This window comes from Halobacillus trueperi, assembly GCF_003386945.1.
Taxonomy (GTDB): domain Bacteria; phylum Bacillota; class Bacilli; order Bacillales; family Halobacillaceae; genus Halobacillus; species Halobacillus aidingensis.
In genome coordinates, this window is sequence record NZ_QUAE01000003.1 from 57674 (window position 1) to 76797 (window position 19124).

Below are 19124 nucleotides of genomic sequence, written 5' to 3' on the forward strand. Positions count from 1 at the left end.
CCTCTGAGCCGCTTCTCTCAATCCAAATGGATCGTACAATTAAAACGATCACAAAACCATTGTTCTTCTCTAAGATGAACTTCTGACAAAGAAGTGTTTTTCATATGTTCATCTCTAACATTTTCACTATCCAGTTCTCTCAATAAATGACTGATTAAAGCACCATGACTCACAACGATGACTTTCTTCCCTGCATGTTTTCTTAAAACATCATCCATAAATGCCATCCCCCTGGAAACAACGCTCTCAGGGGTTTCGATGCTCAAGTCCAAAGACCGCCAGTCCTCTCCCCATTTTTCGATCCTTTCAGGCTCTGTCGTTCCTTCTATCTGACCACCACTAGCTTCTACTATTCGAGAATCAAATTGAATGTCCAACCCTACTTTTTCACTGATGAATGCCGCTGTCTGTTTCGCTCTCTTTAGTGGGCTTGAATAAAGAACATCCCATGTTTCCTTATGTAAGCGTTCGGCTAATTTTCGAGCATCCGCCTTTCCTTCTTCGTCCAATGGAATATCAGAGCTTCCCTGCGCCCTTTTTTCTTTATTCCATGGTGTACTTCCATGTCTAACCCATGCAACCTTCGTCATTTCTAATCACCCTCCCTCCTCCTTTTTCTACAACAAGATGACCATATCCTTTAAACACTTTAATACAGTATTTATTACACATAAGAGCAGGATTGTGTAAGACTCGATTTCGAGATGTTCCGGAGTTCGTTTGCCGTGTTGAGCGTCAGGGTTGGCTGGGAAGCAGCTCGCTTTCCTGCGGGGATGACGGCAAGCCTCCTGGTGCTTCGCACTGCGGGGTCTCGCCAGTCAATCCATTCCCGCGGGAGTCTCGCAGCTTCCCAACCACCCCATTCGATGTAGTGTGAAACGAACCCCTTTACCAAGTTGGATTGTCTTCCACTATCCGACTGTTAGAAGCATAAAGAACTCTGTATCAAGCTTTCAGTATTCATAAACCTCGGCATAGGAGTTTATTCTTACACTCCCCTCAAGCCGGGTAGCTACTTATCCGAGAAGTGGTTTAGAGACACTGATATGGTAAAGGGGCGGAGGGAAACGGTGAGACTCCTATTTTTAAGTGTGGAGGCGCCTTGATCAGCGGCGTATGGACTGGACTGAGCTGGAGGAGATAAAGGAAACACGGAGAGCGTAGCGATTCGATGTTGACTTATCGTACAGAAGCGAGGGAAGTCTCACTAGCCGCTAGGCGCTGGAACCGGATAACTAAAAGGACGTGTGGGACAGGTGAGACCCCGCAAGGCGTAGCCTGAGGAGGCTCAGCGCCCGCCCCATGGAAAGCGAACTGTTTCCCGGAGCCCCTAAACTCCAACAACCACCTCGAAACTGACCCTTCAAAAAAGGGAGCTTTAGTGGAGGATTGTTGGGGAAAAATAGAAAAGCCCGGAACGGAGTCCGGGCTTTTCATAGAACATATGATTTTATTCATCAAGATCCAAATCTGTAACGGCGCCTTTGGATGAGGAAGATACGAGTCTGGCATACTTCGCTAGGACACCTCTCTTATGCTTAGGTTCTGGACGTTTCCACTCAAGTTTTCTGCGCTCATATTCTTCATCATCAACTTCAAAGTTAATCTGCTGTGTATCACTATCAATGGTGATCGTATCCCCTTCTTGAAGAAGGCCGATTGGACCTCCGACCACTGCTTCAGGAGCGACGTGACCGATCACGAAACCGTGTGATCCACCTGAGAAACGACCATCCGTAAGCAACGCAACCTTTCCACCCAGCCCTTTCCCTACGATCATGGCTGTAATAGAAAGCATTTCAGGCATGCCAGGTCCTCCTTTTGGACCTACGTTTCGTACGACGAGAACATCTCCTTCTTTGATTTCATCGTTGACGATTGCTTCCGTCGCTTCATCTTCACTGTTGTACACACGTGCAGGTCCTTCGAAACGGCTGATTTTCTGGCCGGACATTTTAGCTACAGCCCCTTCTGGAGCCAGATTTCCTTTTAGAACAACAAGTGGTCCTTTTTCTTTGATCGGCTGGTCAAAAGGAACAATGACCTTTTGGCCTTCTTTAAGAGAAGGAACTTCTGCCAAGTTTTCAGCGACCGTTTTCCCGGTGACTGTAAGGCAGTCTCCGTGCAGTAACCCTTCCTCAAGGAGCAACTTCATAACAGCCGGTACGCCGCCACTTTCATACAAGTCCTGCATGACGTATTTACCACTCGGCTTCATATCTGCAATATGAGGGACTTCCTGTCTTATACGCTCAAAGTCATCAAGATCCAGGTCCACTCCTGCAGAATGGGCCATAGCAAGGAGGTGAAGGAACGCATTTGTGGATCCACCTAAGGCCATAACCACGGTGATAGCATTTTCAAATGCTTCTTTGGTCATAATGTCGCGAGGGTAGATCTCTTTTTCGAGCAGCTCGATGACAAGCTCGCCCGCTTGTTTACATTCCGTTTCTTTATAATCGTTAACCGCAGGTGTAGAAGAAGACCCAGGAATACTCATCCCTAAAGCTTCAACGGCAGAAGCCATCGTATTCGCTGTGTACATTCCGCCACAAGCACCCGCTCCAGGACATGCATGACATTCAACTCTGTGCAGCTGTTCGTCGTCAATTTGTCCTTCATGGTACTTTCCTACAGCTTCAAAAGACGACACAATGTCAATGTCCTCTCCATCAAGCTTTCCTGGTTGAATCGTTCCTCCGTATACGTACACCGAAGGAATATTCAGACGGCCAATGGATATTAAACAGCCTGGTGTCGTTTTGTCGCAGCCGCCGATGGCAACCAGACCATCCAATCTTTCAGCATTTGTGACAGTTTCGATGGAATCCGCGATCACTTCACGACTTGGCAGGGAATAAAACATACCCTCGTGTCCCATCGCGATCCCATCAGCTACTGTAATCGTATTGAAAATCATCGGGGCTCCGCCATTTTCACCGGCTCCACTTTTCGCTTCTTGTGCAAGTTTATCGATATGTACATTACAAGGAGTAACCTCACTCCATGTACTCGCAATTCCAATCATCGGTTTTTTGAAATCTTCGTCTGTAAATCCAACAGCTCTCAACATCGAGCGGTTCGGGACTCGATTGACGCCTTCACTGATGTCTTTACTTCTTATTCTTAGATCTTTTTTCGTTTTCTCCATCCCTAACACCCCTTAAAAAATGGTCGAATCATTTCGTAAATGAATGAACTTACCATGATAATACTAACAAGTAAGGAGCATAGCAATGATTTTTCTGAATATAATAAACATTCCCTACAATTAAAACGCTTTCATCGAGAGAAAAAAATGAAAAAAAGGCCTGCTGAAAAAGCAGACCTTGATTTATAGGGGGAATCTTACACATTTGCAGGTTCAAATGTTTTACAATCCGTTTCTTCACTGTGGCTCGCTTTTTTGCCTTTATGACTGACAACGAAAATTTCATCCGCTCCGCAGGAAATTCCGTCATTGTTATGAACACAGTTTCGAACTTCACATTTTACATCCAGCGCCATCCTCTAACACCTCCCTATAACCGTTATTTTCTGCTGAACGGACGTTGAATATTCGTGTCAGTCCTCCCCACAAAGGTCTGAAGCAAAATCCTACACAATGACCACTCCGTTTTGTGATAGAATAGGAAGCGTGATTGTAAAAGGTCAAAATGAACTTTTCCCACGTTATTTCATAAATTGTATGAAAAGACATCGCTGGAAAAACTGATTGAGGTCCAATCAGAATATAATCAACTTATAATAGGACTGGTGTTTATGAATAAAAAGCAAAAGATCTATAATAAATTGTTGGAACTCGTAAAAGAGGAAAATGTGAAAGTGGATGAAATGCTGCGAGACCACTTATACACGAAGCTTGGCGGAAAAGCCGACTTTTTCATTACCCCAACATCCTACGAAGAAATTCAAAATGTCGTGAAGCTTTCGAATGAAGACAATATCCCTTTCACTTTGCTTGGAAATGGATCCAACTTAATTATTAAAGACGGCGGCATTCGTGGAATCGTCATCAACTTAAAACATCTGGATGCCATTTATTCTGAAGGCAACACAGTGGTCGCCCAAAGCGGTGCCCGTATCATTGACGCCTCTCGTTATGCTCTTGATAAAAAGTTATCCGGATTAGAGTTTGCCTGTGGTATCCCTGGAACTGTCGGAGGGGCGTTATACATGAATGCTGGTGCTTATGGTGGAGAAATCAAAGATGTGCTCGACTACGCGTATGTGGTAGATAAACACGGAAATCTCGTGAAGCGTCTCGCAGCTGAACTTGATCTTGATTATCGAACAAGTAACATATCTGATAATGGAGATATCGTAGTAGAGGCCACATTCCAACTGAAACCTGCGAAATATGAAGATATTAAAGAAGTGATGGACGACTTGACGTTCAAGCGCGAGTCTAAACAACCCCTTGAGTATCCTTCATGTGGGAGTGTCTTCAAACGGCCTCCGGGATATTTCGCTGGAAAGCTGATTCAAGACAGCAATCTTCAAGGCACCAATATCGGTGGTGCAGAAGTTTCTAAAAAGCATGCCGGGTTTATCATTAATAAAGATAATGCAACGACTTCTGATTATATCTCTTTGATTGAGCACGTTCAAAAAACGGTCAAAGATAAATTCGGAGTCGATTTGGAACGAGAAGTTCGAATCATCGGTGATGATAAAGACTAAAAAAGAGCCTGCGCAACGCGCAGGCTCTTTCTAATTCCCCACCTAAGTTCCATGATCTTGAAGACTCCGTTTCGAAGTTGGCAAAACGGCTCGTTTATGAATAAGGACATATCGTTATTCCTTAATAAGCACCTTTGGAATAGGTCAATTCATAACTGTGGGTGTAAATTTCGAAAACATTGCCGAAAGGATCTTCTACGTAAACCATCTTGTATGGTTTTTCCCCAGGGTAATATTCCCGAATAGGCATGCGCTGTTTTCCACCCTTGGCCTTCACTTTCTCGACAACGCCTTCGATATCCGGGTCTTGAATACAGAAATGGAATAGGCCTGTCTTCCAATATTCAAAGTTGTTTTCCGGCTCTTCCTGATTTGGGAATTCAAAAAGCTCTATGCCTATTTTATCTCCGGTAGATAGATGAGCGATTCTGAATGTGTCCCAGTCATTGCCGAAAACATCACGGCACATTTGACCGACGGGCGTATCATCGTTATGAACGTCTGATGGTTCCATAATGACATACCACCCGAATAACTCTGTATAAAATTCAATCGCTTTTTCTAAATTTGGTACAGACAAACCGATATGTGAAAAACTTCTTGGATATGGGTACATGGTTCAAAACTCCTTTTTCATGATGTTAGTTTCGCTACGATTTTACCTTTTACATGCCGTTCGGACTGTCGCTCAAGAGCCTGTGGAACCTTTTCCAATGAGATGGTCTCTTCCAGTAGAGACGAAAGTTTTCCTTCAACCATCATCTCCAGCATCTTATCCCCAATAACAGCAAGATCTTTTTGAGACTCAACATCTGCTTGATGGGTCGCTCCTAGAGCAACCTCATGGTAGGATACTACGTCGGTAAATGGCTTCACTTTAGCAAAGTCCGGCGCACCCGCGATGTAGACAAGATGACCCATAAAAGCAAGGAAGTCCAATGATGCGGTAGCATTGTCACGACTTACTGCGTCCACAACTGCATCGACACCTTTACCTTCTGTAATTTCTTTAACTCGTTGATGTACTTCTTCATTACGGTAATCAATGACGAAGTCTGCGCCTAACTTGCGGACATGATCGTGATTGTGGGCAGACGCTGTCGTAATGACCGTCTTTCCTGCCGCTTTTGCAAGTTGAATAGCAAAACCTCCGACACCCCCTGCTCCTGCGTGAATCAAAAGGGTTTTCACTTGATCCAGCGGAAGTTTACGGTGGATTGCTTGGTAAGCGGTATACCCAGCTGTCGGCAATGCAGCAGCCTCTTCAAAGCTGATTTCATCAGGAATTCGTGAGATCGTATGGGCTGTTGTTACAGTATATTGCGCATAAGCCCCTTTTCTGAGCAAATCACCATGGAAGACCACTCGATCTCCCTTCCTCCACTCAGTCACACCCTCTCCAATCTCAGCAATTGTACCCGCAGCATCCAGACCAAGGATATGAGGATACGTCCAATTGGGATTACCATTCGTTGCGGTTTTATAATCGACCGGGTTCAATCCAGCCGCATGGACCTCAATAAGAACTTCTCCTTTTTGTGGCTGAGGCTTTTCTACTTCCTCCACCTTCATTTCTTTCCATTGATTCTTACCTTGTAAAACAAGTGCTTTCATCCGTCTTCATCTCCTCCCTAAACAGTTTCCTTCAACATGCGAAACGATATACTATATACTAACGAGAGGTTCAAGAAGAAACAAGAAGGCACTTTTCAGTAACTGAGTTACTAAAGAGTAACCTAACCATGGTTAGAAATGAGGAAAACACAATGAAAGAGCTGCAATCGGAATACCAATGCGCCATCAATTTAGTGATTGATTTAATCGGAGGGAAATGGAAAGTGTTATTACTCTGGCATTTAAATGAAGGGGACAAACGGTTCAATGAATTGAGAAGAACCATCCCTGAGATCACCAGAAAAATGCTGACACAACAATTGAGAGAGCTTGAGGGACACGGACTTGTGAAGCGGACAGTTTTTGAAGAAGTCCCTCCAAGAGTGGTGTACTCTACAACGGACTTCGGCCGCAAGCTTCAGCCTGTGCTTTATGGAATGTGTCAATGGGGGGATGATTACGCTGAAGAACAAGGGATTCAGATGAACAGCTGTTGGACGGGCCAGGATTTTATGAAAAAATAAAAGCGACCTTGTAAGGTCGCTTTCTTGGTTTAAGACATCCATTTCGGTGGCGTGTTTTTCTCCCAATAAACCTCGCCTAGTTCGTGGTGTTTCATGAAGTCGTCCTCTTGCAAATGATAATGGAAATTAAACCAATATCCTTCTCCAGGCCGCTTGTCTCTGCGGACATGAAAACGAGCAACTTCTTCGCCTGTGTATTTGTTTTGGATATTAAAAATTCTTTCACCGTATCCCGGAGACGGATCTTCAGTAATTTCATAATAAGGAACTTCGTTTTCATCCGCAGATGTAAGTATCTCTTCCATGACCTCTTCGATTTTAGGTAGAATCGTTGTCGTCATGTCTTCATCTACTTTTTCAATAATTCGTGGCCCCATCTTTGTGATCGTCTGTGTCTTAGCTTGCTCCGTAATTGTTTCAATCCAGTCATCAGTGGTCAGAGGCTCTACCGATGATGGCGGGGTTATATCGAATTCTTCCGTTTTAGTGGTATGAGGTGACTCTTGAATATGCCGATCGGCCGATAATTCTTTTTTATCGGCTGCGTCTGTGTCGATTTGCATCGGCGGTACATAAAGGCCTAAAGTCATGACAGATATGAGTACAACAAATATTTTTCTCATTAGTGGCTTCATTTCAGACAATCTCCCTCTACTCCAGGATGACTTTATTTTACCATTTTCTTCGAAGTTGTCCATAAGTAAAAAGAAACCGTTTCCAGTTTGTCACATTTATATCTTTTGTAGAATATTCACCTGCAAAGCATGATCAGCTTCATTCACGTATCGATATCCTAGTACCTTCATCTGCCTGCCTCCTTTTCCTTTCGTTTATCATGTGGTTTTCTTTCCCTGTACATGAAACAAGAAAATAAGGAAAACTTAAAAGATGAAAAAGGAGGAGGTAAAGATATGAATCCAAATCAAGGTCAAAATCAAAACCAGCAAGGACAGCAAATGCCACAAAACATGATGAATCCCAACCACGGAGGACATGAGTTATTTGATGCTCATGAAGTCATCGCAAGCTTAATCAATATGCTTGATCAGTACCAGATGTATGCACAGCATATCCAGGACCCTGAGCTTCAAAGCATTCAGCAGCGTCAACATGCGTTTGTGACTCAAATGTACAATACTATTGTCCAGAGTTTCAGCACAGGTCAAGATCCAGCTCAAGATACTCAACAATATAAAATGCAGCAAAGCAACGAAGTCGTTTACGGAATCAAACCCGGCCAACCAAAGAAACCGAACCAATCGGTCAATGAACTCGCAGATAAAGGGCTCTCCGCCTATATGCTGGGACAAACAAAGACGCTTGCAACTTTATTGTCTATGACAGCGTTGGAAATGACGAACCCTGTCTTGCGCCGTGTGGTTGCAGACAGCGTCCCGAACTTCATCGAGATGAGTTATGAGATTTTCCTTTATCAGAACAAGCATGGGTACTACCAAGTTCCACAGTTGCAACAAAAGGACATGAACCAAATGCTGCAAAGCTATACAACCGCTCCTCAAGGAAACATGCCACACTAAACAAACAAGGACGCCTGCTTCTAAGCAGGCGTCCTTATTTAATTCAATTACATCTTAAGCTATATGGCAGGATTGTGAAGATTTGACTTCGAGATGTTTGTAAGAGTTTAGGGGCTGCGGGAAAAGGTTCGCTTTCCATGGGGCGGGCGGTGAGCCTCCTCAGGCTACGCCTTCCGGGGTCTAACCTGTCCCACACGTCCCATAGGACTCTTACCGTTTCCCTCCGCCCCTTTACCATATGAGGTTCTCGAAATCCCTCTAACAGTAACCTGGCGAGTTCAGTAATGAAGACCTGCTCACCCCGCAGTTATAGAGTCGTTTTGACCATAGATTCTCCACAAATAAGGCGTGGGAACAGGGTCTGGGAAACGTCCGCATGTAAACTTTACGGAGACAAGAACGTGTGTGTTTTTCTACTGACTGATTCAAAGCACTGCAAATCGTCGTTTCCCTGACCCCGTATCCATGGCCAGGAATTGTCATTCATTTTTTTAACTATGCAAGGCTTCCTTTAATGATGCGCGGTATGTGCTCCTTGCGTTCCCGCGGAAAGCAAGGTATTCCCCCATCCACTCACCAAAAGTCTGGAAACTGATTCTTCCACAATCGGGAAATTGGAATAAGGTGATTTGCGATTTTATTAATACAAGAAGCAGCGCTTTAATATAGTATAGGGACATACACCTATAAAGGAGGCCGTTCATCTTGCTTTTCAGTTATATTCTTCTCGGCCTATCATTATCCGCTCCGATTGGTCCCATCAATGCTGCCCAGTTGGACAAGGGTATTCGGTATGGCTTTTGGCATGCCTGGCTTGTCGGGGTGGGAGCGATGTGCGCGGATGCCTTATTTATGCTTATGATCTACCTTGGACTTGCTCAATACGTAGAACTCCCTCTAGTGAAAACGTTCCTTTGGTCTTTCGGAGCTTTCGTACTGATTTATACAGGCATAGAAAGCATGACTGCCTCCCACACAAAAGAAACAGCCCGCTCCCTTTCATCTACAAAAATGAAAGCTTTCCGAACGGGATTTCTGATGGCTTTATCCAATCCTTTGAACATTCTTTTTTGGATCGGCATTTACGGTTCCATTCTAGCTCAGATTTCTTCTCAATATGAACAAGCACAGCTGCTTGTGTACAGCGGTGGCATTTTTATCGGAATCATGTTGTGGGATCTGACGATGGCCGGAGCCGCTACCGGTGCTAGAAGATGGATGACATCAAGGTTACTTAGAGGTGTCTCTGTACTATCAGGGCTAATGCTGATTGGTTTTGGCTTGTATTTTGGATATCAAGCAATCAAGATGTTTGTTGGATAGACAGTCACCTATAACTCCTCTCTCCAATAGGATATGGATGTATCCTAGGAGGGAGAATTTTTATGTTGTACACCAAAGAAGATATAGAGAACCACGTCATTGACTTCGACCTCTGGCAGCACGAGGTCTACGAACAATTTTCGAGCATGATGAATCAGCGGGAAACTCCATATCCATGTGTACCCGGCATTCAAGGGTTCATGAAAAACATGTTACGTTTCGGGTTTGTGGATGATCCACGTACAGATGAAAGTACAAATCAGTTGGCTGAGTTGTTAAAAGAATATGGAGAAATTTCAAGAGACACGGGGAACTATGCTTCCCTCGTTATCTTTTGTGATACACGTGCCTTATTAGATGAACAAACGACCATCGATAGATATGAAGAGCTTTTCTGGAATATGCTCAACGAAACGCACAAAAAAGATACCACCCCCTGGCCTGAAGGTATTCCTAAAGATCCTGAGAACCCGGCGTGGGAATTCTGTTTTGATGGAGAACCTTACTTTGCTTTCTGTGCAACTCCTGCCCATGAAATAAGAAATAGCCGTCGTTTTCCTTGTCTGTTGCTCGCTTTCCAGCCTCGCTGGGTTTTTGATGAGATCAATGATTCTACAGCTTTTGGCAGGAGGATTAAAAAGGTGATTCGTAAGCGTTTGGTTGAGTATGACGGCATACCTACTCACCCTGCTTTAAAGTGGTATGGACAAAAAGACAACCATGAGTGGAAGCAATACTTCTTGAAAGATGACGAATCATCCCTATCCAAATGTCCTTTTATGGCAATGAAGAACAAATGGAAAAGTTTACGCCCCTGAATGGGGTGTTTTCTTTTGCTTCACCAATGTTGCGAAGCCAATCAAGACAAGGAAAGCTAAGCTTACAAAAAAACCGATACGAGTCATGGAATCAATCCACGTACCTGTTACCGCTACAAGGATTAGACTGATCCCGATGAGCACGAGTATAGTCCCCTTTACCCCTTTCACCATCAACTTCTTGTAAGACAGGAGGATGAAAGCCCAGTTGTATAATAGCATCAATCCTGCTGCCGTTGTTACATATTCAAATATCCGATCAGGAAGCAGGACGGCAAGAATGATAGAAAGAATGACCACACCGATTGTCAGAAGAAACGCAGGCTTTGAGACTTTACCTTCTTCTTTTTCTACGAATATCCTAGGGGCATCCCCTTCCTCACTCAACGTCATCATCATCGTTGTAACCGCATAAAGGGAAGCGACCATCGTTGAAAAACCAGCAATGATCAAGACGCTATTGAATACATGAGGGACCCATGGAAGGGAATATTCGGTTAAGGCTGTAAGAAAAGGACTTTCTTCTGTGGAGATATTCTTCCACGAGGTAAGAGTGATAACAAAATAAAAGGCGGCCAGGTAAACACCGGTGAGCACGATGAGCATCAACGTTCCAGACTTCGGCGCATCTTTTGGATCTTTCAATTCATTAGCCATCAATCCCATGACTTCAATCCCCCCAAACGCATAAAATGCATAGAGCAGGGCGATCCAAAGTCCGGACCACTTTCCATCAAAAAAGGAAGACATCGGGCTTGTCATAGCCTTCGGTTCGCCTCCACCGATGACTCCAGTCAAAGCAAGAATGGCGATAAGAATGAACATGACGATTGCAGATATTTTAATTAGTCCAAAAACATTCTCCATCCGCTCTACTTGCTGTACACCAAGCCAGATGACCAAGAGGCCGAGGACAGCAAAAACACAGGCCAACATCCACAATGGAATCTTCTCAAACCAAAACTGTGCAAAAATGGCGAGGGCTGTCAGCTGGCTTCCCATGATCAACATTTCTGAGGACCAGTAAACCCAGCCGTTACTGAATCCTGCCCATCGCCCAAAGGCTTGTTTGGCATACGTCCGAAACGACCCTTTTTCAGGGTGGTTCGCGGTCATGGCGGCCAGCGAACGGAAAACGATATAGGTCCCTATCCCCGCCAATAAATAGGCGAGCAATACAGTTGGTCCCGCTTTTTCGATGGCAATGCTGGATCCGAGAAAAAACCCTGTTCCGATAATACATCCAATTCCAATGAATGAAAGCTGCCACCAAGCCAGCTTTCCTTTTTTATGTACGTCAGCCATTCCCACCCCTCCTCCTGCATTTAGTTTGAAATGATTTGTCAGGATTATGTGCGGGGAAGCAAGAATGTTTTTTTGTGATGGGGAGAAAGTATCAAGAGATGAAAAAAGGAGCGTGGCATTCTTGATTACATTGACCCCTAATTGCTGGAATGAATTCGACGAGCTTAAGAGTGTCGTCGTTTGTACACCCTCTGCCCTCCATGTCCCTGATAAACAAACCGCAACGGATCTCCGTTGGGAAAAGACAGCAGATAGCAATAAGATGAGACGATGTTTCACCAAAATGGTCGACGCCATGAGTAACGCGGGGGTTCAAGTTGTTGACTATTCCAATTTCCTCAAAGATGAGGAAAGGGCTTTCCATGAACAGTTGATCAACCGCGTCTTTGTCCGTGATCTCGCCTGTGTGTTCGGGAATCATGTAATCCCTGGGGAAGCGGGAACCACCATGAGGAGACCTGAATATATTCATGCACATAAGGTTTTTGAGCAATGGTTTAATGAAGCACATTTTTCCATCCACGAAAATGATACAGCAAATGCGCTTGAGAATGGGGATGTATTTGTTTTAAGCAAGGATGCGGTTTTTATCAATGTGGGAATGCGGTCAAGCTATGAAAGCGCAAAAGCGTTAAAAGATAAATTAATCCCTCTCGGTTTTTCTGAGATCGGTGTCATCGACCTTCCCCGTCGTGGAGATACGATGCATTTAGATATGAATTTCAATATTGCTGGAGGAGGACTAGCTTTAGCTAAAAGTTATATGCGCTATTTTCCTGTCGAAATTTTATCTGCAAAAGGATCCACGTATGTCATGATGCACGAATTCCTTCATCGTCATGGATATGAGATCATCTGGACCGATGAAGTGAAACATACGGTGGCAGATATCAACTTCTTGAACCTGGATCCAGAAACGTTACTCATCAGCACGAAAGCTCACAAAAAAATCTTTCGCCATGAGCGTTTGATAAAGAAGCGGCTGATTGAAGTGGATGTTGATGAATTGGAAGCTGGCGGGGGCGGAATTCGCTGTATGACCTTGCCTATTGAGCGTAGAAGTTAGAAAGCATGTGTATGCGTGCTCTCTTCTTCTGAACGTTACAACATTCGTTTTCTCTATACGAATGACAAATAAAGTACTGAGAAAGGATAAGATTAGGAGGTGTTTATTATGGAACATCTTAAATTATTCGCAATGAAATTCATCTTCACGTTTGCGATCCTTTTCATTCTTTTAGGTGCTGGTTTTAATATCCCTTTTGGAGATGTTTTTCTCATCAGCTTAGTTCTTAGTCTAGTGGGCTATGCTGTAGGAGACCGAATCGTTCTTGACCGTACTAAAAACACAACAGTCACACTAATCGATGTAGTGTTAATTTTCGGTTTTGTCTATTTTATGACAGAAGCCCTTACAATCGGGGATGGAGTTCTCACCGCTTCCTTCCTTTCTGCACTCTCTTTAGCCATATTTGAGTACTTCTTCCATCAATCTGTCGTCAGAACCATGGAAGAAAATGAAACCGACAACGATGCATTCACTCCAGCAGGAGAACTGCGCACAGAAGCCTCCGAAGAGCTGACGCCATATGAAGATAATGATGAGATATAATAGAAGACCTGGTCACTCTATATCAGGGACCAGGTCTTCTATTTTATGGTCATTTCATTGTCGCATGTGACAGATAACAGCTATGAAAGAAACTTATGATTGCTTCTTGTTTTTACTTATTTAACCATTGTGACTGGACAGGACGCTACATGTAGGACATTAAAACTAACACTGCCCACAATCTTACTTTTAATCGCACCTAATCCACGAGACCCCATTATGATACTATAGACATTCGATTCTTTTGCTTCTTTAGCAATTTCATAGTCTGGTGAACCAATTCTCATTTTTGTGTGTACGGTTACCTCTGAATTTTCAACTACTTTCAGTGCACCATCAATCACTTCTTTGGCACTTTCCTGCTGATATTTACGCACTTCTTCTCTGCTTACAAACCGATTAATATTAGGGGAATTGTAATTATATTGAACATTTAAGAGGAGAATCTCTGCATCCATTGCTTTCGCTATTTCCATTGCATGTTGTAAAGCTCTTATCGAGAAATCTGAACCATCAATCGGCACTAAAATTTTTTGTGACATTAGAATTCGCTCCTTCAAAGAAATATTTATGAATAGAATAGCTTCACAATAAAATTGAAAACGCTTCCGGTTGTTCTTATAAAAAAAGACCCTAGCTTTTCGAAGATACTTTTCCTTCGCTCGTTTTGCTAAAAGTTTCCTTAAGAATATTTTATCAAATTTATTCTGTTATAAATACAAAAATTTCATCTAACTAATGAATGGGGTAGAATGAAAACCATTTTTCAACAATAAATGAGTAAGAACGCAGGAGAAGATTTTCTTTAGGGGCTATCATGAATGACACTTGAAAAAGACCATACAAGAAAAATAAAGCATAAAAAAACCACCAATGTATGTATTGGTGGAGACGGTGGGAGTCGAACCCACGTCCGGAGATATCGGCACTCGGGCTTCTACGAGTGTAGTTGATATATTATAGTTCACTGCCTCTTCAGCCTACCAACAGGCTTCCGAGGAGCTAGCCTGATTGTTCTCTTCGTTTTTCCTCAGGCGGTGGAAAAACGCGTAGCCCACTTTAGTTTGAGACCCTTCATCTAGCACATGGGCGATGCCAGGAAGGATCAGCTATAGTCTACTTACGCAGCTACAGCTAGGTTTTCGTTAGATTCGCCAGTTATATTTAGGCAAATGACGGTTTTACGAGGCGTCGCTCGACTCGCAACCCGAGCTCGACCTATCCCCGTCGAATCCGTAACGTCCCCGTTAGGATTAAGGGATAACAGTCAAGCTGTCAATCCATGTCGTGTTGACGACAAATACTATTATAGCAGAAATATAATATTTTTCAAGGGGGTATGCGTCAGCGAAGGCTGTCCTTAATTGCACGGTCGATCTCACGCTTCTGTTGTTTACGCTTCAGATCTTCTCGCTTATCATATTTCTTCTTGCCTCTACCAACTCCAACAAGCACTTTAGCCACACCATTCTTAATATATACTTTCAATGGAACTAAAGAATAACCTTTCTGCTGGGTTTGACCAATCAGCTGGTTGATTTCCTTTCGGTGCAGCAACAGCTTACGTGCCCGTGTTGGTTCATGGTTGTAAATATTCCCCTGCTCGTATGGAGAAATGTGCATGTTGTGTAAATACACTTCCCCTTTATTGATGCGGGCAAAGCTGTCTTTCAAGTTCAAACGTCCATTACGGATCGATTTGATTTCTGTCCCCTGTAAAACGATTCCTGCTTCAAATGTTTCTTCTATGGCAAAATCGTGACGGGCTTTTTTATTTTGAGCTAACGTTTTTCCATGTCCTCTTGGCATACCTTTTCCTCCTCTGTTGCGTCCCTTCATTGTACCAAAACTCATTGTCATTTCCAATTGATATCAAACGGATGAAATCTGATCTGTCTGAATAGACTTTTTCTGTCAGCGTGTGAGAATATTAAGTTGCACATGCTTGATAAAGGAGATACAACGAATGGAACAAGTCATGAACGTAAAACCATTAACGATAGAAGACTACCCCGCCCTCAAAGAAATGGATACAGGGATAGAAGACGACTATGTGGTACGGATTTTTGATCGTCTCGTCACTTCTGGCAGTCATGAACTCTTCGGACTCTTTCAAAATGGACGGATGCTTGCTGTTGGCGGCTACAGCTTATTTGGTCAGGATAAATTCGCTATGCTCGGCCGGCTGCGAAGTGATCGCCGCTTTCATATGAAAGGAAACGCCACCGAATTGCTCAAGCCTGTCGTTGATCAATTGAAAAGAGATCCAAGAGTAAGCTGGATCGGCGCGAATACACACCTTGGAAATTTACCTGCAAGACGTGTCCTTGAAAAACTCGGGATCGATCAAGGGCCAATCATCCATTACCTGACTTTAAAACGCCCCGATTTGTTGACAGGACACACGCCAGGTCCTGTATGGAATCCTGTCCATGATTTAAAAAGAAAGCGCGGCCTGTTGACCCGTTTGGAAGAAAACTATTTAGGAACTTTTCCATACGAATGCTACTATCCCTTCCCTTTTGACGAGGCTCTATTCACCGATGATTATTTACAGGCGTGCTCCTTTTTTGAGAATCCCGATCAAAGCCGGTTTGTCATCATAAAAAATGATACAAAGAAATACGATTATTCTCATGTCAAATACTTTTGGGACGATCATTATGCTCAACCCGGCTTGTTTGAAACCATCCTCCATCATTGGAATAACAACCCGGATAATGTCGGTTGCTGGATTGATTTTTCCGACCAGGGATTTAAGAACATTCCTGAACTGACCGCCTATGATGTCCAGGAACCATGGATTCTTTATGGTTCTTGGAAAAAGCCACAATTATGAAAATTCTCCTGCATATATTGACAAGCTCCTTCATAGTATTTAGAATCCTCTAAGGAAAAATTTTAACGCAAGAAAGGATTAAAGACTATGAACTTTATGCAAGCCGTACAGCTGTTAGATGAAGGTCATGCTTTGGAACGTCATACATGGAAGAATTCCGGATATATCGTAAAAGATGAAAAAGGAAAAATTATTTTCTTTGATCATAATGAACCTACTTTTTATTCTTTAACGACAGAAGATGCTCTCGCATCTGATTGGGAACAAACAAGCAAAGATCAATGGACGATCGTTTCGGTTTCTCACGATCGCGAATTGATGCAGGGGAAACTTTTTGTTTCTTATCACATTTGCTCTGAAAACGGAGGCAGCATCATGAATAACCACCTCGTGGAAGCCGATGAATTGTCTCAGTGGTCCCGTTTCGTAAATCTGGACCTTACCAATTCGGCACGCTATTTGAATGAACAAGATGTAGCCACTGTTCAAAATACGATCAGTGCATAAAACTTCACTAAAAAACGCGCGAATGATTTCGCGCGTTTTTCTTATTTTTTCTTTTTGCTTCCTTTTTTAGAAACGCCTTTGTTTCTGTAAAAAGGTTTGTTTCCTTTTTGTTTGTTTTTCTTCTTCTCTTTTTTGCGATCCGGTCCTTTGGACTTGATCTGTTTCGGACGCTCTGGGCGTTTCCGTTCTTTCCTCGGTTTCATGCCATCAATTTCGAAATCAACCACTCGCTCATCAATATTGACATTCGTCACCTTGATGGTTACTTCATCACCGATACGGTAAACATTCCCTGTGCGTTCACCAATCATGGCATACTGTTTTTCATGATAGTGATAATAATCATCGGTCAATGTACTGACGTGCACCAGTCCTTCAACGGTATTCGGAAGTTCGACGAACATTCCGAAACTGGTCACTGAACTGATGACACCTTCATATTCTTCTCCGATTTTATCCTGCATGAATTCAGCCTTTTTCAGATCATCCGTTTCTCGTTCCGCATCCACTGCCGCTCGTTCCATTTCGGAAGAATGGCGGGCGATTTCAGGCATTTGATCTTTCCAATGCTTCCGTGTCTTGTAATCCAGCTTCTCTTCAACCAAGTAAGTGCGGATCAAACGGTGGACGATCAAGTCCGGATACCGACGGATCGGGGAAGTGAAGTGAGTGTAAAAATCTGTGGCCAACCCGAAGTGACCGAGACCTTGAGGGTCATACTTCGCCTGCTGCATGGAACGCAGCATCAGCTTCGAGATAATCATATCTTCCTGTGTGCCCTTCACTTCTTCCAGCACCTTCTGCAAAGCCTGCGGATGAACATTGTCTGCCGTTCCTTTTACTGAATACCCCATATTGGCAACGAACTCAAAAAAGTTCTGGAGCTTATCTTCATCCGGATCCTGGTGAATACGGTGAATGAACGGCACATCCATCCAGTGGAAATGTTCAGCTACGGTTTCGTTCGCAGCCAACATGAATTCTTCAATCAAACGCTCTGCGACAGAACGCTCACGCAAGCGGACATCGACAGCTTTACCTTCTTCATCAACGACCACGCCGGCTTCTTTAAAGTCAAAATCAATGGCTCCGCGACCCATTCTTTTTCCTCTCAAAATACTCGCCAGCTTCTCCATATCTCTGAACATCGGCACGAGCTCTTCATATTTTTTGATCAATTCAGGATCTTCGTCCTGTAAAATGCTGTTCACATCTTTATAGGTCATTCGTTCATTGGTCTTAATGACACTTTGGAAAATTTCGTGGTTCACGACTTCTCCATGGCTGTTGATTTCCATTTCACAAGTCAATGTCAGACGATCCACTTGTGGATTCAAGGAACAGATCCCGTTGGATAAACGGTGCGGGATCATTGGAATAACACGATCCACTAAATACACACTCGTCGCACGTTCCCTCGCTTCCTGATCGATCGGAGAGCCTTCTTCAACATAATAGGTGACATCAGCAATGGAAACGCCGAGTTTATAGTTGCCGTTATCAAGCTTTTTGACCATGACGGCATCATCAAGGTCCTTAGCGTCCGCTCCATCAATCGTAACGATCATTTCATCACGCAGATCGCGGCGGTTTTTGATTTCATCTGGGTGGATTTCATCCGGCGTGTCTGCCGCTTGTTGCAACACTTCCTCAGGAAAGTCCACTTTGATGCCATGCTTATAAATGATGGAGATGATATCAATGCCAGGGTCATTTTTATGGCCGAGAATTTCTACGATTTCCCCTTCAGCACTCATACGATCTTCCGGGAACTTCGTTATATTCACGATCACTTTATGTCCATCGATGGCGCCATTGTTCTGACTCTTAGGAATGAAGATATCATTTGGAATACGCTTATCATCAGCGATGACAAAACCGAAATTGCGGCTGGATTCGTATGTTCCAACGACACGCGTCGTGGCCCTTTCCAAAATACGGATGACCGTACCTTCCGGCCGCGTCCCATCCTCTTTCCGTTTTTCAATACGGACGAGAACTTTATCATTGTTCATGGCTGAATGAAGGTCGGAATGATGAATGTACACATCATCCTTGTCTTCCTCATCAGGGATTAGAAAAGCGAAGCCTTTCGCATGCATTTGAATACGTCCGCGAATCAGGTTCATCTTCTCCGGAAGACCAAAGCGGTTTTTACGCGTCCGCACAAGCTCTCCCTCTTCCTCAAGCTCATTCAGTACCTTCATGAGGTCCTTGAATTCATCAGAACTCCCAAGTTCTAATGTCTCTTCAAGTTCTTGTACAGATAGTGGTTTTGATGCTGTTTCTTTGAAAAAGTCTAAAATTTGCTGTTTTAACTCTATACTCAATTGTCTTACCTCCTTTTAAATGAAGGACAAG

General features: G+C 43.5%; 19 protein-coding genes and 1 other RNA gene. 9 read left to right on the plus strand and 11 right to left on the minus strand.

The window, feature by feature from the left end:
• Positions 1 to 17: 17 nt before the first annotated feature.
• From DYE48_RS05130 to DYE48_RS05140, 3 genes are all read right to left on the minus strand, one after another.
• The gene (locus tag DYE48_RS05130; protein ID WP_115822691.1) at positions 18 to 590 is read right to left on the minus strand and encodes a histidine phosphatase family protein; all 573 of its coding nucleotides are present in this window, start codon (positions 588 to 590) and stop codon (positions 18 to 20) included.
• 860 nt (positions 591 to 1450) lie between these two features.
• Positions 1451 to 3151 (minus strand): dihydroxy-acid dehydratase, encoded by a 1701-nt coding sequence (gene ilvD / locus DYE48_RS05135; RefSeq protein ID WP_115822692.1) that lies wholly within the window; start codon positions 3149 to 3151, stop codon positions 1451 to 1453.
• 197 nt (positions 3152 to 3348) lie between these two features.
• Entirely contained in the window at positions 3349 to 3507 is a 159-nt protein-coding gene (locus DYE48_RS05140) for a DUF1540 domain-containing protein (RefSeq protein WP_089651397.1), read from the minus strand.
• Positions 3508 to 3762: 255 nt separating this feature from the next.
• Here DYE48_RS05140 and murB point away from each other — a divergent pair, with 255 nt between their 5' ends.
• On the plus strand, positions 3763 to 4683 hold the full coding sequence (gene murB / locus DYE48_RS05145; protein ID WP_115822693.1) for a UDP-N-acetylmuramate dehydrogenase: 921 nt from the start codon (positions 3763 to 3765) through the stop codon (positions 4681 to 4683).
• 121 nt (positions 4684 to 4804) lie between these two features.
• Here murB and DYE48_RS05150 read toward each other — a convergent pair whose 3' ends face one another.
• Entirely contained in the window at positions 4805 to 5299 is a 495-nt protein-coding gene (locus tag DYE48_RS05150; RefSeq protein ID WP_115822694.1) for a lactoylglutathione lyase family protein, read from the minus strand.
• A 17-nt stretch (positions 5300 to 5316) separates the two neighbouring features.
• On the minus strand, positions 5317 to 6297 hold the full coding sequence (locus DYE48_RS05155) for a zinc-binding dehydrogenase (protein WP_115822695.1): 981 nt from the start codon (positions 6295 to 6297) through the stop codon (positions 5317 to 5319).
• Between the two features lie 152 nt (positions 6298 to 6449).
• Here DYE48_RS05155 and DYE48_RS05160 point away from each other — a divergent pair, with 152 nt between their 5' ends.
• Entirely contained in the window at positions 6450 to 6821 is a 372-nt protein-coding gene (locus DYE48_RS05160; protein ID WP_115822934.1) for a winged helix-turn-helix transcriptional regulator, read from the plus strand.
• Positions 6822 to 6850: 29 nt separating this feature from the next.
• On the opposite strand, the gene DYE48_RS05165 is transcribed toward DYE48_RS05160, so the two are convergent.
• Positions 6851 to 7456 carry a YpjP family protein gene (locus DYE48_RS05165; RefSeq protein ID WP_115822696.1) on the minus strand — a complete coding sequence of 202 codons (606 nt, stop codon included), beginning with the start codon at positions 7454 to 7456 and terminating at the stop codon, positions 6851 to 6853.
• 276 nt (positions 7457 to 7732) lie between these two features.
• Here DYE48_RS05165 and DYE48_RS05170 point away from each other — a divergent pair, with 276 nt between their 5' ends.
• The 3 genes from DYE48_RS05170 (at position 7733) to DYE48_RS05180 (ending at position 10500) form a co-directional block, all read left to right on the plus strand.
• Positions 7733 to 8359: a spore coat protein gene (locus DYE48_RS05170; RefSeq protein WP_115822935.1), complete on the plus strand. Its 627-nt coding sequence runs from the start codon at positions 7733 to 7735 to the stop codon at positions 8357 to 8359.
• A 705-nt stretch (positions 8360 to 9064) separates the two neighbouring features.
• Entirely contained in the window at positions 9065 to 9682 is a 618-nt protein-coding gene (locus DYE48_RS05175) for a LysE family transporter (RefSeq protein ID WP_115822697.1), read from the plus strand.
• Positions 9683 to 9744: 62 nt separating this feature from the next.
• The gene (locus tag DYE48_RS05180) at positions 9745 to 10500 is read left to right on the plus strand and encodes a YqcI/YcgG family protein (protein WP_115822698.1); all 756 of its coding nucleotides are present in this window, start codon (positions 9745 to 9747) and stop codon (positions 10498 to 10500) included.
• On the opposite strand, the gene DYE48_RS05185 is transcribed toward DYE48_RS05180, so the two are convergent.
• The gene (locus DYE48_RS05185) at positions 10489 to 11805 is read right to left on the minus strand and encodes an amino acid permease (RefSeq protein ID WP_115822699.1); all 1317 of its coding nucleotides are present in this window, start codon (positions 11803 to 11805) and stop codon (positions 10489 to 10491) included. The genes DYE48_RS05180 and DYE48_RS05185 overlap by 12 nt on opposite strands.
• A gap of 121 nt (positions 11806 to 11926) precedes the next feature.
• Here DYE48_RS05185 and DYE48_RS05190 point away from each other — a divergent pair, with 121 nt between their 5' ends.
• Positions 11927 to 12871 carry an arginine deiminase family protein gene (locus DYE48_RS05190; protein WP_425269289.1) on the plus strand — a complete coding sequence of 315 codons (945 nt, stop codon included), beginning with the start codon at positions 11927 to 11929 and terminating at the stop codon, positions 12869 to 12871.
• A 108-nt stretch (positions 12872 to 12979) separates the two neighbouring features.
• The gene (locus DYE48_RS05195; RefSeq protein ID WP_115822701.1) at positions 12980 to 13417 is read left to right on the plus strand and encodes a YndM family protein; all 438 of its coding nucleotides are present in this window, start codon (positions 12980 to 12982) and stop codon (positions 13415 to 13417) included.
• Positions 13418 to 13533: 116 nt separating this feature from the next.
• On the opposite strand, the gene DYE48_RS05200 is transcribed toward DYE48_RS05195, so the two are convergent.
• The 3 genes from DYE48_RS05200 to smpB form a co-directional block, all read right to left on the minus strand.
• A complete protein-coding gene (locus DYE48_RS05200; protein WP_115822702.1) occupies positions 13534 to 13959 on the minus strand; it encodes a universal stress protein in 426 nt (141 codons plus the stop codon).
• Positions 13960 to 14300: 341 nt separating this feature from the next.
• Positions 14301 to 14663, minus strand: a transfer-messenger RNA (tmRNA) gene (gene ssrA, locus DYE48_RS05205).
• A gap of 98 nt (positions 14664 to 14761) precedes the next feature.
• Entirely contained in the window at positions 14762 to 15226 is a 465-nt protein-coding gene (smpB, locus tag DYE48_RS05210) for an SsrA-binding protein SmpB (RefSeq protein WP_089651385.1), read from the minus strand.
• 157 nt (positions 15227 to 15383) lie between these two features.
• On the opposite strand from smpB, the gene DYE48_RS05215 reads away from it, so the two are divergent.
• A complete protein-coding gene (locus tag DYE48_RS05215) occupies positions 15384 to 16256 on the plus strand; it encodes a GNAT family N-acetyltransferase (protein WP_115822703.1) in 873 nt (290 codons plus the stop codon).
• An 87-nt stretch (positions 16257 to 16343) separates the two neighbouring features.
• The gene (locus DYE48_RS05220) at positions 16344 to 16763 is read left to right on the plus strand and encodes a Thoeris anti-defense Tad2 family protein (protein ID WP_115822704.1); all 420 of its coding nucleotides are present in this window, start codon (positions 16344 to 16346) and stop codon (positions 16761 to 16763) included.
• Between the two features lie 41 nt (positions 16764 to 16804).
• On the opposite strand, the gene rnr is transcribed toward DYE48_RS05220, so the two are convergent.
• On the minus strand, positions 16805 to 19093 hold the full coding sequence (gene rnr / locus DYE48_RS05225; protein WP_115822705.1) for a ribonuclease R: 2289 nt from the start codon (positions 19091 to 19093) through the stop codon (positions 16805 to 16807).
• Positions 19094 to 19124 lie beyond the last annotated feature (31 nt).